The sequence below is a fragment of the Actinotalea alkalitolerans genome, from assembly GCF_023369855.1.
Taxonomy (GTDB): Bacteria; Actinomycetota; Actinomycetes; order Actinomycetales; family Cellulomonadaceae; genus Actinotalea.
The window spans coordinates 197,902-211,967 of sequence record NZ_JAMBPP010000003.1 but is presented as its reverse complement, the minus strand read 5'-3'; the positions used below and the strand labels follow the sequence as shown (position 1 = coordinate 211,967).

General features: G+C 71.9%; 9 protein-coding genes. 8 read left to right on the top strand and 1 reads right to left on the bottom strand.

Annotation, left to right across the window (positions count from 1 at the left end):
* Nucleotides 1-46 precede the first annotated feature (46 nt).
* From M1R94_RS04520 to M1R94_RS04500, 5 genes are read left to right on the top strand one after another with little or no spacing between them, the layout of a single operon-like run.
* On the top strand, nt 47-1,777 hold the full coding sequence (locus M1R94_RS04520) for an ABC transporter substrate-binding protein (RefSeq protein WP_249380471.1): 1,731 nt from the start codon (nt 47-49) through the stop codon (nt 1,775-1,777).
* A complete protein-coding gene (locus M1R94_RS04515; RefSeq protein WP_249380470.1) occupies nt 1,774-2,781 on the top strand; it encodes an ABC transporter permease in 1,008 nt (335 codons plus the stop codon). Before M1R94_RS04520 ends, M1R94_RS04515 begins: the two co-directional genes overlap by 4 nt.
* Nucleotides 2,778-3,635 carry an ABC transporter permease gene (locus tag M1R94_RS04510; protein WP_249380469.1) on the top strand — a complete coding sequence of 286 codons (858 nt, stop codon included), beginning with the start codon at nt 2,778-2,780 and terminating at the stop codon, nt 3,633-3,635. Before M1R94_RS04515 ends, M1R94_RS04510 begins: the two co-directional genes overlap by 4 nt.
* A complete protein-coding gene (locus M1R94_RS04505) occupies nt 3,632-5,413 on the top strand; it encodes a dipeptide ABC transporter ATP-binding protein (RefSeq protein WP_249380468.1) in 1,782 nt (593 codons plus the stop codon). Before M1R94_RS04510 ends, M1R94_RS04505 begins: the two co-directional genes overlap by 4 nt.
* A 1-nt stretch (nt 5,414) precedes the next feature.
* On the top strand, nt 5,415-6,851 hold the full coding sequence (locus tag M1R94_RS04500; RefSeq protein WP_249380467.1) for an LLM class flavin-dependent oxidoreductase: 1,437 nt from the start codon (nt 5,415-5,417) through the stop codon (nt 6,849-6,851).
* Nucleotides 6,852-7,001: 150 nt separating this feature from the next.
* Here the strand turns inward: M1R94_RS04500 and M1R94_RS04495 are convergent, their stop codons facing one another.
* Complete coding sequence (locus M1R94_RS04495; protein ID WP_249380466.1) at nt 7,002-7,784, bottom strand: DUF1206 domain-containing protein; 783 nt, start codon at nt 7,782-7,784, stop codon at nt 7,002-7,004.
* Between the two features lie 349 nt (nt 7,785-8,133).
* On the opposite strand from M1R94_RS04495, the gene ileS reads away from it, so the two are divergent.
* The 3 genes from ileS (at nt 8,134) to dhaK (ending at nt 14,006) form a co-directional block, all read left to right on the top strand.
* Nucleotides 8,134-11,457, top strand: a complete 3,324-nt coding sequence (gene ileS, locus M1R94_RS04490; protein WP_249380465.1) for an isoleucine--tRNA ligase — start codon at nt 8,134-8,136, stop codon at nt 11,455-11,457.
* On the top strand, nt 11,454-12,833 hold the full coding sequence (locus M1R94_RS04485) for a bifunctional folylpolyglutamate synthase/dihydrofolate synthase (RefSeq protein WP_249380464.1): 1,380 nt from the start codon (nt 11,454-11,456) through the stop codon (nt 12,831-12,833). The genes ileS and M1R94_RS04485 overlap by 4 nt, the downstream gene beginning before the upstream one ends.
* A gap of 177 nt (nt 12,834-13,010) precedes the next feature.
* Complete coding sequence (dhaK, locus tag M1R94_RS04480) at nt 13,011-14,006, top strand: dihydroxyacetone kinase subunit DhaK (protein WP_249380463.1); 996 nt, start codon at nt 13,011-13,013, stop codon at nt 14,004-14,006.
* Nucleotides 14,007-14,066: the final 60 nt, after the last annotated feature.

Genomic DNA, 14,066 nt, shown 5'->3' with positions numbered 1-14,066 from the left:
CCGGACGGGCTCCGCCGTACCCGCAGACGACCGTCCGCCACCCCTCGTGGCGACCCTGACCGAGGAGAAGACCGACATGGTGAGCCCAGCCGGTGACGCACGACCCGACGACCTCCGACCATCCGACCCCGCCGTGACGCCGTCGCGGCTCCGCCACCGTGCTCTCGTCGCGATGGTCGCGGCCCTGCTGGGCTCGACCGTCGTCGCGTGCGCTGCCGGCCCCGGTGTCGTCTCCTCGCAGGCTGCCACCCAGGTGTCCGGCGGGACGATCGTCTACGCCCACGACCAGGAGCCGCCCTGCCTGTACGGAGGGTGGGTCCAGCAGGCGTACCTGTCCCGCCAGGTCCTGGACTCCCTCGTCTCGCAGGTCGACGACGGCCAGATCGTCCCGTGGCTCGCGACCGGCTGGGAGGTGTCGGCGGACCAGCTCACCGGGACCTTCACGCTCAAGGAGGGCGTGACCTTCACCGACGGCACACCGCTGGATGCCGACGCGGTCAGGTCGAACTTCACCTTCTGGCTCGAGGAGGGCGGCAACTCGACCGTGGCGGCCTACCTGGGCGACTACTACGGCTCCGGCCGGGCGGTGGACCCGACGACGTTCGAGCTCACGCTGACCGCGCCGTACTCGCCGTTGCTCTCGGCGCTCTCCCAGGCGTACTTCGGCATCCAGTCGCCGACGGCGCTGGCACGCGGGTCGGAGATCAACTGCGACGAGCCGGTGGGCAGCGGACCGTTCGTCGTGGAGCGATGGGACCGCGGCAGCAGCGTCACGTTCGTGACCAACCCGGGGTACACCTCGGCCCCGGCCAACGCCAAGCACGACGGCCCCGCGTACGTCGACGGGATCGAGTGGCGGTTCGTCCACGACCCGGTGGCCCGGTACGGCGCCCTGACGACCGGTGGCGCCCACGTCATCTACGACGTCCCGACACCGCAGTGGGCGGCAGCCCAGGAGCTGTTCGACGTCCAGCAGTACATCACCCCGGGACGACCCGTCGCGCTGGGCCTGAACACGGTGCACGGCCCGCTCGCCGACGTCCGCGTCCGCCAGGCCCTCGCGCACGCCACCGACCGTGAGGCCGCGGTGACCAGCGCGTTCCACGGGGTGATCCCCTACGAGGGCAACGGCTCGATCAGCCAGAGCACACCCGGGTACGACGCGGGCGTCGCCGACGACTACCCGCACGACCCCGAGAGGGCCGTCGAGCTCCTCCTGGCCGCGGGCTGGGTCGACGTCGGACCCGACGGCGTCCGGTCCAAGGACGGCGAGGAGCTCGAGATCAGGGTGGTCTACGGCGCGGGGTCGATCATCACCGCCGAAGGGGCCACCGTGCTCCAGAACCTCCAGGAGCAGGCCAAGTCCGCGGGGTTCCGGGTGGTCCTGGTCCCGGCGACGCGGGACGAGCTGTTCTCCGGCACGTACTCCTCGCCCGAGTCCTACGACGCCAAGCCCGGGTACTGGACCAGCCCCACCTCCGGGGTGCTCCTGATCACCTTCCGCCAGCACCTCGAGAGCCGCCCGAACTTCAGCAACTCGAGCTTCTACAACAACCCCGAGCTCGAGCAGATCATCCTCGAGGCGAACTCGACGCTGGACCGCGCCGCGCAGGACCGCCTGTACGGGCAGGCCCAGCGGATCATCAGCGAGGACGCCGCGAGCATCGGTCTCTACACCCAGACGACCTCGATCGCCGTCGCCCCGCAGCTGCGAGACGTGTGGCTCGAGGACTCGCAGGGTGAGCCGGTGTTCCACGACGCCTACTTCGTCGAATGACCACCGCGACGGCCGTGGCACCGACCGCGGCACACCTCGACCCGCGCCGGCGCGAGAAGACAGCGGCGGTCGCCCGCCGGTGCCTGACCAGGGTCGCGACCGCGGTGCTCGTCCTGCTCGGCGCCGCCACCGTCGTCTTCGGTGTCCAGGCCCTCATGCCCGGTGACCGGGCGACGCTCCTGCTCAACACCAGCACGGGACAGGCGGTCGAACGCACCGAGGCGGAGCTCGCTCCCATCAACGCCCGGTACGGCTTCGACGAGCCGCTCGTCGTGCAGTACCTGTCGTTCGTGGGAGGTCTGGTCCGCGGTGACCTCGGGACCTCGTACCAGCTGCACTCCCCGGTCACTGAGGTGATCGTCGAGCAGCTGGTCCCGACCGTCCAGCTGGCCGGCGGTGCGCTCGTCGTCGCCTGGCTGATCTCGCTGGTCACCGTGCTGCTCACCGCGGGACGCGGCCGCACGGTGACCGCGCTGGGGTCGGGTCTGGAGGCCCTGTCCGCGAGCCTGCCGCACTACTGGCTCGGCGTGATCCTGCTGGTGGTCTTCGCCGTCCACCTCCGATGGTTCCCCGTCATGGGCGGGTCCGACCTGGCGACCTCCGTCCTTCCCGTCCTGACCCTGGCGATCCCGTTGGCCGGCTTCCTCGGGCAGGCCACCCGTGACGAGTTCGAGCGCGTCCTGCAGCAGCCGTTCGTGACCTCCGCACGGGCACGGGGGATGAGCGAGACGGGCGTGCGCCTGCGCCACGTGCTGCGGCACGCGGTCATCCCACCGATCACCCTGTCCGGATGGGCCCTGGGCGCCCTGCTCTCGGGTGCGGTGATCGTCGAGTCGGTCTTCTCCCGGCCCGGCCTCGGACAGGTCCTGGTGAGCGCGGTCAACGCCCGCGACCTCCCGGTCGTGGCAGGCGTCGTCGTCTTCGTCGCACTGGTCTACGTCGTCGCGAACGTGCTCGTCGACCTCGCCTACACGGCCGTCGACCCCAGGAGGCGTGCCGCATGACCACGACGACGCGCACCGGAAGGACCCGACTCCCCCGGGGCAGGGCACGGCACCCGGGCGTGGTCCCCGTGGTCTCGGTCGCCGTGCTGACCTTCGTGGCCGTGGCCGCGCTGCAGCCGGCGCTGCTCACGTCGGGCGACCCGACGGCCATCCAGCTCGCCCGCGCGCTGCAGCCACCGTCCTTCGCCCACCTGCTCGGAACCGACCAGTCGGGTCGTGACCTGTACACACGCATCGTCTACGGGGCGCGTGAGTCGTTGACGATCGGGCTCGGTGCGACCGCGCTCGCGATGGGGATCGCCGTGCTGCTCGGCTTCCTGGCGGGCCTCGGGGGGCGGGTGGTCGACCGTCTCGTCGGCGCGGCCCTCGAGGTCACCTTCGCCTTTCCCGTCATGCTCCTGGCGCTGCTGCTCGTCGCGGTGCGGGGGCCGTCCAGCACCACGCTGATCATCGCCGTGGGGGTCGGCTCAGCACCGGGCTACGCGCGCATGGTGCGTGGTCAGGTGCTCGCGGTCCGGCAGGAGGCCTACGTCGAGGCGGCTTGCGCCCTCGGGCACGGCCGTGCGCGGGTGGTCGCCCAGCACGTCTTCCCCAACGCGGTCCGCCCGCTCCTGGCGCTGTTCACCCTCGGCATCGGTCAGTCCATCGTCTGGGCCTCGGGTCTGGCCTTCCTCGGCATGGGCGTCGCGCCGCCCGCGGCCGAGTGGGGTGCGCTCCTGGAGGCCGGCCGGATGTACATCACGCACGCCTGGTGGCTCGAGGTCATGCCTGGACTTGCCATCGTCCTGGTCGCGGTCGCCGCGACATCGCTCGGACGCACCCTCCAGAAGAGCCTCGAAGGAGCAGACCGATGACCACCCTCGCACCAGACCTGCAGCGAACCCGGACCCTGGAGCCAGCGCCCGCGCTGCTGCGCGTCGAGAACCTCCGGGTGGGGTTCGTCCGGGACGGAGCGGTCGCCCCGGTGGTGCGGGGGATCTCCTTCAACCTCGAGCAGGGACGGTGCCTGGCGATCGTCGGGGAGTCCGGCTCGGGCAAGAGCGTGACCGCCCGGACGCTCGTCGGGCTCACGGGCGCGGGTGCCCGGGTCGAGGCTGACCGGCTCGAGCTCGACGGGCGGGAGCTGCAGGGCCTGCGTCCCCGGCAGTGGCAGCGGGTCCGCGGCGCTCAGATCGGGTTCGTCCTGCAGGACGCCCTGGTCTCCCTGGACCAGTTCCGCACCGTGGGCGCCGAGGTCGACGAGCCGCTGCGCCTGCACCGACGGGGCTCACGCGACGAGCGTCGCCGCAGGGTCCTGGAGGTGCTGCGTGACGTGGGGATCCCGGATCCGGACCTGTGTGCCCGGCAACGCCCCTACGAGCTCTCCGGCGGTCTGCGTCAGCGGGCCCTCATCGCGACGGCTCTCGCACTGGACCCCAGGCTGGTCATCGCCGACGAACCGACGACGGCCCTGGACGTCACGGTCCAGGCACAGGTCCTGGACCTCCTCGCACAGACCAAGCAGCGGGGCAAGGCGGTCCTGCTGATCAGCCACGACCTCTCGGTGGTCGCGCGGCTGGCCGACGAGGTCTGCGTGATGCGGGCCGGTGAGGTCGTCGAGCACGGGGCGGCCCAGGACGTCCTGAACCGGCCGCAGCACGAGTACACCCGGGCGCTGCTCGACGCCGTCCCGAGCGAACGCACGAAGGGCACGCGGCTGTCGCCGACACCCCGCCGGCGACCGGTCCCCGCGACGGTTCCGAGCGGCGGTCCACGACGCGCCCTGCTGACCGCCTCAGGACTCGTCAAGAGCTTCCGTGGGCCCGACGGGGTCGACCGCACCGTCGTCGACGACGTCTCCTTCGAGCTCTTCCCCGCCCAGACCCTGGGGATCGTGGGGGAGTCCGGGTCCGGCAAGACCACGACGGCTCGTCTGGCCCTGGCGATGCTCGAGCCGGACGCGGGTGAGGTACGCCTCGACGGGGCCCCGTGGACCCGGGCGTCCCGTGCCGCGCGCCGTCCGTCGCGCCGTCGCGTCGGGGTCGTCTACCAGGACCCGCTCAGCTCGTTCGACCCCCGGTGGGACGTCGCGAGGATCCTCGGCGACGCTCTGCGAACCGGCCCGGACGGCGGCGGTGACCTGCGCGGGCGCTCTCGCGAGCTGCTCGAGCTGGTCGGCATGGGCGAGGAGCACCTGGGCAGGTCCCCGCTGCACCTGTCCGGTGGTCAGCGGCAGCGCGTCGCGATCGCCCGCGCGCTGGCGCCCCGCCCCGACGTCATCGTGTGCGACGAACCGGTCTCGGCCCTGGACGTCTCGGTCCAGGCGCAGGTCCTCGACCTGCTCACCGACCTCCAGGAGGAGCTCGGGGTCGCGTACCTGTTCATCTCCCACGATCTCGGGGTGATCCACCACATGTGTGACCGCGTCCTGGTGATGAAGGACGGACGGGTGGTGGAGGAGGGCGACGCCGACGACATGTTCACCGACCCGCAGGCGCCCTACACCCGGCGGCTGCTCGCCTCGCTTCCCCGGCTGACCCGGGATCACGACCTGCACGACCCGCGACCGCACGACCACCAGGAGCGCCGACCCATGACCGCACCGCACACCGCCGTCGACCACCCGGGAACCGCACCCGTCGGGAGGCGGTGACATGGGGGCCACGACCAAGAGCATCGCCTTCAACCTCTTCGAGATGAACTGCGTGGGGCACATCTCCCACGGTCTGTGGGTGCACCCCGACAACACCCGCCACCGCTTCAACGACCTCGACTTCTGGGTCGAGGAGGCGAAGCTCTGCGAGGCAGGCCTCTTCGACGCGATCTTCCTCGCCGACGTGATCGGTGCGTACGACGGCTACCGCGGCGGCCCGGAGACAGCGCTGCGCGAGGCGGTCCAGATCCCGAGCAACGACCCGCTGCTGGTCGTGCCGGCGATGGCCGCCGTGACCCGCCACCTCGGCTTCGCCGCCACCTTCTCGACGACCTACGAACCGCCGTTCGCCTTCGCGCGCCGTGCGAGCACCCTCGACCACCTCACCAAGGGCAGGTTCGGCTGGAACGTGGTGACCTCCTACCTGCCCAACGCCGCCCGGAACTTCGGCCTGGCGGACGAGGTCGAGCACGACCACCGCTACGCGATCGCCGACGAGTACCTCGACGTGCTCTACAAGCTGTGGGAGGGCTCGTGGGACGACGACGCGGTGGTCCGCGACCGCGAGGGGCGGGTCTACACCGACCCCTCCAGGGTCCGTGCGATCGACCACGTCGGCGAGCACTTCTCGGTCGCCGGTCCGCACCTCGCCGAGCCCTCGCCGCAGCGGACCCCTGTGCTGTTCCAGGCCGGGAGCTCGCCGGCGGGTCGTGCCTTCGCGGCCAAGCACGCCGAAGGCGTCTTCGTCGGCGGGGCCACGCTCGAGCAGTACCGCTCCAACGTCGCGGACCTGCGGCGACGGGCCGTCGCCAACGGTCGGCGCGCGCAGGACATCACGGCCTACGCCATGGCCGTGGTCATCGTCGGGAAGGACAAGGCGTCCGCCGAGCGCAAGGCCGAGGAGTACCGGCGCCTCTCGCGGGCCGAGGGATACCTCGCGCACGCAGGGGGTGGGGGGATCGACCTCGCCGCGTACCCGCGTGATGCCCGGATCGCCGACATCCTCGCGGCGGAGGACCGCCCCGGCCGTGACAGGGGCCGGGACTCGTGGAGGTACGGCGCGAAGGCGACCGTGGGGGAGGCGCTCGACGCGGTGACCCGCTTCGACCGGGGGCCCTTCGTCGTCGTGGGCGACGCGAGCGACGCGGCCGACGCGATCGAGGGGTGGATCGCCGAGACCGACCTCGACGGGTTCAACCTCCGCCAGTTCCTCACCCCGGGGACCGCTCAGGACTTCGTCGAGCACGTGGTGCCCGAGCTGCAGCGTCGTGGGCTGTACCGCACCAGCTACGAGGAGAGCACCCTGCGGGAGCGGCTCTCGGGCCAGGGCAACGTGAGGCTCCCGGACTCGCACCCAGCCGCGCGCTACCGCGGAGGCGCGAACCTGCGCGCAGGGGCGGACCTGATCGAGAGCCCGGTGGCCACCTCAGCGGGCTGACCGGCCGGCCGCCGCTCGTCCTCGTGCCGTCCCGGCGTGGCCTCCCGGGGCGCGCCGAGGCGGGCACAGCCCTAGCGTGCTGGTGTGACCACCGAGCCGCAGCGTCGCTGGCTGCGTACCGACGCCGGGACGGCGACGGCCACGACAGGTTCAGACCTTGCCGTGGCGGGCCCGGAGGAACGAGTAGATCCCGTAGGCCACCAGGCCCAGCGCCACCAGGACCAGGAGGACCTGGCCCAGCGGGACCTCGAGGATGGTCTTGAGGGCACCGTCGAGCCCCTGGGCCTGCTCGGGGTCGTGGGTCGCGGCCGCCCAGCCGAAGAGTCCACCGACCACGGTGAGGGCGACGCCCTTGGCGACGTAGCCGACCCGCCCCGCTCGGACCCCCCACGTCCCGGGCCGGGTGCGCAGGTCGGAGAGGAACGTCGCCTTCCACCCCTTGATCACGTGGTACACACCTACCGCCACCACGCCCAGGCCGACCAGTCCCACCAGGAGCTGCCCGAGCGGCTGCTCCATGAGGGTCGCGGTGAAGCTTGAGGTCTGCTCGGAGCCGGACTCCGAGCCCGAGCCCCGCACCGTGCTCAGGGCCGTCCAGGCCAGGGCCAGGTAGACCACGGCCTTGGCGGCGGCCTTGACCCGGTCGGTGACCTCGTCGACCACGACGGCCTCGGTCACCTGCCACACGGCCAGCAGCACGAAGCCCACCAGGATCACCCACAGCAGCACCGCGCCCACGGGGTTCTCCGCCAGTGCGCTCAGGGCGCCGGACTGGTCGGCATCGCCGCCGGCCTGCCCCAGGGCGAGCTGGAGGGCGAGCCAGCCGAGCACCAGGTGCAGCACACCGCTGGCGGCGTAGCCGAGCCGTGCACCCTCTTCGACGAGGGGGTGGTCGCCGGCCTCGGCGGCTGCGGAATGCACGGAGGTGTTCATGGGGCTCAGGATGGCACCGGAGTCCTGACCGGGCCACAGGTGGTCACCGGCACCCTCCCGGCCGCACGAGGGTAGTATCGGCCGCACAGGCGTCGACCCGGCCATCACCGGCGAGCCTCCGGAAGAACCGGGTGGTGACCGCAGCGCGGTCAGGCCCGCAGTAGATCCGGACGGGTGGGCCCGTCACAGCCTGCACGAGCGGTCGGTGCACCAGCCCCTGGGGTCGGTGCTCGGCAAGCGAGGTGGTACCGCGGGACACGACGCCCTCCCGGGCGTCGGTGGCTCGTCCTCGCACGATGTGGCAGCAGCACGATCGACAGCCAGCACCGTGACGTACAGGAGCCCCTCGATGGCCTACCCCTTGCACCGGCAGACCTCGTCCGCCGACGACCCCGCCGCCGCCGCGACGCCTGCCGGGGGCGTGCCTGCCTCACCCGACCTGCCCTCCCTCGAGAGGGACGTCCTGGCCTACTGGGCCGGTGACGGCACGTTCGAGGCGTCCGTCGAGAACCGCGACGCCGGTCCGGACGGGTCGTGCGAGTTCGTCTTCTACGACGGTCCGCCCTTCGCGAACGGGCTGCCCCACTACGGCCACCTGCTCACCGGCTACGCCAAGGACATCGTCGGGCGCTACCGCACGCAGCGCGGCGACCGGGTCGAGCGCAGGTTCGGGTGGGACACCCACGGGCTGCCCGCCGAGCTCGAGGCCGAGCGTGTGCTGGGCATCACGGACAAGTCCCAGATCGACGAGATGGGCATCGAGGCCTTCAACAAGACCTGTCGTGACTCGGTGCTCCGCTACACCGGCGAGTGGCGGGAGTACGTGACCCGCCAGGCCCGCTGGGTCGACTTCGAGAACGACTACAAGACCCTCGACCTGAGCTACATGGAGTCGGTCATCTGGGCCTTCCAGCAGCTGCACTCCAAGGGCCTGGCCTACGAGGGCTACCGGGTGCTGCCGTACTGCTGGCGCGACGAGACGCCGCTGTCCAACCACGAGCTGCGGATGGACGACGACGTCTACTCGATGCGCCAGGACCCTGCGCTCACCGTCGGCGTGCGGCTCGAGACCGGTGAGCTGGCGCTCCTGTGGACGACCACGCCGTGGACGCTGCCCTCGAACCTCGCGCTCGCGGTCGGCCCGGACATCGACTACGTCCGGGTCCGTCCGGCGCCCGGCTCGGCCCTCGCCGGGGAGACGGTGCTGCTGGCGGCGTCACGGCTGGCCTCCTACGAGCGGGAGCTGGGCACCGCGCTCGGCGCCGCGCAGGACCCGCAGGACCAGGCGCAGGTGATCGGCGAGCCGATCAAGGGCGCGGAGCTCGTGGGGCGGCGGTACACCCCGCCCTTCGGCTACTTCGAGGGTCACCCGCAGGCCCACCGCGTGCTGCCGGCCGACTTCGTCACCACCGAGGACGGCACGGGCCTGGTCCACCTGGCCCCCGCCTTCGGTGAGGACGACATGACGGTGTGCGGGACGTGGGGCATCAGCCCGGTGGTCCCGGTGGACAGCAAGGGCCGCTTCACGGCCGAGGTGCGCGACTACGCGGGTCGGCAGGTCTTCGAGGCCAACCCCTCGATCATCGCCGACCTCAAGGCGGGGACGGGCCCGCTCGCCGGGGTGGCCCCTGCCCAGCGCGCCGTCGTGGTCCGCCACGAGACCTACGACCACTCCTACCCGCACTGCTGGCGCTGCCGGAACCCCCTGATCTACAAGGCGGTCTCGAGCTGGTTCGTCCGGGTGACCGAGTTCCGGGACCGCATGGTCGAGCTCAACGAGGACATCACCTGGGTTCCCGAGCACATCAAGCACGGGCAGTTCGGCAAGTGGCTCGCCGGAGCCCGGGACTGGTCGATCTCCCGCAACCGGTACTGGGGCACGCCGATCCCGGTCTGGGAGAGCGACGACCCCGCCTACCCGCGCACCGACGTGTACGGCTCGGTGGCCGAGCTCGAGCGCGACTTCGGCGTCCCGGTCACCGACCTGCACCGTCCCTTCATCGACGAGCTCACCCGTCCCAACCCTGACGACCCGACGGGGCGCTCGACGATGCGACGCATCCCCGACGTGCTGGACGTGTGGTTCGACTCGGGCTCGATGCCCTTCGCGCAGGTGCACTACCCGTTCGAGAACGCCGACTGGTTCGAGCACCACTACCCGGGTGACTTCATCACCGAGTACGTCGGGCAGACCCGCGGCTGGTTCTACACGCTGCACGTGCTCGCGACCGCGCTGTTCGACCGCCCCGCCTTCCGCACCGCGGTCTCGCACGGCATCGTGCTGGGCTCGGACGGCCGCAAGATGAGCAAGTCGCTGCGCAACTACCCCGACGTCAACGAGGTCTTCGAGCGCGACGGCTCGGACGCGATGCGCTGGTTCCTGATGTCCTCGCCGATCATGCGCGGGGGCAACCTCGTGGTCACCGAGGAGGGCATCCGCGACGGGGTGCGCCAGGTGCTGCTGCCGTTGTGGAGCACGTGGTACTTCTTCACGCTCTACGCGGGGGCGGCTGACGGCGGGTCGGGCTACACGGCGCGCCGGGTCGACCCCTCCAGGGTCGAGGAGCTGTCCGAGCTCGACCGCTACCTGCTGGCCCGCACCCGGGACCTGGTGGTCACGACCACCGGCCAGCTCGACGCGTACGACGTCGCGGGGGCGTGCGAGTCGGTCCGGGAGCACCTCGACATGCTGACGAACTGGTACGTGCGCACCCAGCGAGACCGGTTCTGGGCAGAGGACCACGACGCCTTCGACACCCTGTGGACAGCTCTCGAGGTGCTGACCCGGGTGATGGCGCCGCTGGCCCCGCTGCTCTCGGAGGAGATCTGGCGCGGGCTCACCGGGGGGCGCAGCGTGCACCTGACCCAGTGGCCCGACGTGGACGGGGCGGACGGCGACGTGCTGGTCGCCCGTGCGGGTCTGGTCACCGCCATGGAGCAGGTCCGGGAGATCGTCTCGGCCGCTCTGGGGCTGCGCAAGGCCCACGGGCTGCGGGTCCGTCAGCCGCTGCGCGAGCTGGGGGTGGCGCTCCGCGACCCCGAGGCGGTCGCGCCCTACGGCGACCTCATCCGCAGCGAGCTCAACGTGCGGCACCTGACCCTGGTCGACCTGGCCGAGGTGGGTCCGGCCGAACTCGGCGTCACGACGCGGCTCTCGGTCAACGCCCGCGCGGCCGGCCCTCGGCTGGGCCGTGGCGTGCAGGACGTCATCCGTGCCGCGAAGGCGGGGGACTGGGACCGCGACGCCGATGCTGTGGTGGTGCGTACCGCGGCCGGTCCGGTGCCCCTCGAGCCGGGTGAGTACGAGCTGACCACCGTGGTGGCCGGTGCCCAGGACGGCGACAGCCGCGCCGACCAGGTCGCCGCGGTGCTCGGCGACGGTGGTGTCGTCCTGCTCGACACCGCGCTGGACGACGAGCTGCTCGCCGAGGGCTTCGCGCGCGATGTCGTGCGTGTGGTCCAGGACGAGCGCAAGGCGGTCGGGCTGCAGGTGTCGGACCGGGTCCGGGTGCACCTGACCGTGCCCGAGGAGCAGCTCGTGGCCGTGCAGGCCCACGAGGGGATGATCGCCCGCGAGACGCTCGCGGTCGAGCTCGCGGTCCAGCCGGGCGAACCGGGTGGTGCTGTCGTGGCACAGGTCGAGCGGGTCCTCACCGACGGGGTGCTGCCGTGAGCCGCGCCGGACGGGGCCCAGCCCCCGAGCTGCCCGGTGAGCAGCAGCTGCGCGAGGTCTACGCGGGCATCCTTGACCGCGCACCGGAGCACGACTTCGAGCCCACCCTGGACCGGGTGCGCGAGGTCTGCGACCTGCTGGGGGAGCCCCAGCGGGCGTTCCGGGTGGTCCATGTCACGGGTACCAACGGCAAGACGTCGACCGCGCGGATGATCGAGCGGTTGCTGCGCGAGCACGGTCTGCGCACCGGGCGCTACACCAGCCCTCACCTGCGCAGCGTGACCGAGCGGATCGCGATCGACGGCGAGCCGCTCAGCCCGGAGCGGTTCGTGGAGGTGTGGCAGGACGTCGCCCCGTACGTGCACATGGTCGACCAGCGCTCGCAGACCGCCGGCGGTCCGCGGATGAGCTTCTTCGAGGTCCTCACCGTGATGGCCTTCGCGGCCTTCGCCGACGCCCCGGTCGACGTCGCGGTGATCGAGGTCGGGATGGGAGGCACCTGGGACGCGACGAACGTGGTGCACGGGGACGTCGCCGTCATCACCCCGATCTCCCGGGACCACGAGCGGTGGCTGGGTCATGACCTGGTGGACATCGCCGGGGAGAAGGCCGGGATCATCAAGGAGGGAACCACCCTTGTCCTGGCCGAGCAGCGCGAGGAGGTCGAGGGCGTGGTCCTGGCCGCCGCGGCAGAGCAGGGTGCACGGGTGCTGCGCGAGGGGCGGGAGATCGAGGTCGCGTCCCGGCAGGTCGCCGTGGGAGGGCAGCTGCTGTCGCTGCGGGGCAGCGGCGGCCTCTACACCGAGGTGTTCCTGCCGTTGCACGGTGCCCACCAGGCGCACAACTCGTTGCTCGCCCTGACTGCTGTCGAGGTGCTGCTGCGCGACGGTGGGGCCCTCGCGGGCGAGGTGGTCGAGCCGGCCTTCGCGGACATGCACTCCCCGGGCCGCCTCGAGGTCGTGCGGACCTCGCCGACGATCCTGGTGGACGCCGCGCACAACGTCGCAGGGATCGAGGCGCTGGTCGACGGGGTGAACGAGGCCTTCACCTTCGAGCGCCTGGTCGGCGTGGTCGGTGTGCTCCAGGACAAGGACGCGGAGCAGATCTTGTCCGGCCTCGAGCCGCTGCTCGACGAGGTCGTGGTTACCCGGTCCTCCTCGGCGCGGGCCATGGAGGTGCCCGAGCTCTTCGAGGTCGCCGTCGAGGTGTTCGGCGAGGACCGGGTGCACGAGGCCGAGCGGCTCGACGAGGCGCTGGCCCGGGCGGTCGAGCTCGCCGAGGCTGCGACGACCGGCTCGACGACGGGCGCGGGGGTCCTGGTGACCGGTTCGGTGACCATGGCCGCCGAGGTGCGCATGCTGGTCGGGCGCGACTGAGCGGGCCTGCACAGACGTGCACCCCTGGTGCACGACTTTCCCTTGACCGGCCACCCGGGTCCGTCCAATGCTGACCATGGGGGCTGGGCGACATCGCCCGGCCCTCGCCGGTCCAGGCGCCCGGCGACGCGCGGCATCGAGGCCGCGCGTCGTGCGGCCAGCGAAGGGAAGTGCAGCGTGAAGAAGCTGATCAACGATCCGGCCACCGTCGTCGACGAGTCCGTCGAGGGGTTCGGGTGGGCCCACGCGGACCTGGTGACGGTGCACCGGGACCCCTTGTACGTCGTGCGTGCCGACGCCCCGGTCGAGGGCAAGGTCGGTCTGGTGAGCGGCGGGGGGAGCGGGCACGAGCCGCTCCACGCCGGCTTCGTGGGCCCGGGCATGCTCGACGCCGCGGTCCCGGGGGCGATGTTCACCTCGCCGACGCCTGACTCGATCGCCCCCGCGACGCTCGCCGCGAGCAGCGGACGCGGCGTCCTGCACATCGTGAAGAACTACACCGGTGACGTGCTCAACTTCGAGACCGCCGCCGAGCTGGCTGACGCCGAGGGCGTCGAGGTGCGGACGGTGATCGTCAACGACGACGTGGCGGTCCAGGACTCGCTCTACACCGCTGGGCGCCGGGGGGTGGCCGGCACGGTCGCGGTGGAGAAGATCGCCGGGGCTGCCGCCGACAGAGGTGATGACCTGGCGTCGGTCGCATCGATCGCCGAGCGGGTCAACGCCAACGTCCGGTCGATGGGAGTCGCGCTGTCCGCCTGCATCGTCCCGCACGCGGGGAACCCGAGCTTCGACCTGACCGACGACGAGATCGAGATCGGCATCGGGATCCACGGTGAGCCGGGACGTCGCCGGATCCCGATGGCCTCCGCGGACGAGATCACCGAGATGCTGACCACGCCCGTGCTGGACGACCTCGGTCTGGGCGGCGGCGAGCAGGTGCTGCTCTTCGTCAACGGGATGGGTGGGACGCCGCTCTCCGAGCTCTACGTGGTCTACCGCAAGGCCCGGCACCTGGTCGAGGCCCGCGGCGCGATGGTCGCGCGGTCGCTCGTCGGCAACTACGTGACGTCCTTGGAGATGCAGGGTGCGTCGGTGACCGTCCTGCGTCTGGACGCCGAGCTCATGGCGCTCTGGGACGCCCCGGTGCACACGGCCGCGCTGCGGTGGTGAGGCGGTGCCGCCTGCGGGCGGCACCGTGACGGGGTGAACCTGGGCGTGGGAGGCTGCCGG

Excerpts from the sequence above, each read along its gene's own strand:
- M1R94_RS04500 (WP_249380467.1), top strand. The coding sequence starts at position 5,415 with ATGGGGGCCACGACCAAGAGCATCGCCTTCAACCTCTTCGAGATGAAC.
- M1R94_RS04495 (WP_249380466.1), bottom strand. The coding sequence starts at position 7,784 with ATGAACACCTCCGTGCATTCCGCAGCCGCCGAGGCCGGCGACCACCCC.
- ileS (WP_249380465.1), top strand. The coding sequence starts at position 8,134 with ATGGCCTACCCCTTGCACCGGCAGACCTCGTCCGCCGACGACCCCGCC.
- M1R94_RS04510 (WP_249380469.1), top strand. The coding sequence starts at position 2,778 with ATGACCACGACGACGCGCACCGGAAGGACCCGACTCCCCCGGGGCAGG.
- M1R94_RS04505 (WP_249380468.1), top strand. The coding sequence starts at position 3,632 with ATGACCACCCTCGCACCAGACCTGCAGCGAACCCGGACCCTGGAGCCA.
- M1R94_RS04515 (WP_249380470.1), top strand. The coding sequence starts at position 1,774 with ATGACCACCGCGACGGCCGTGGCACCGACCGCGGCACACCTCGACCCG.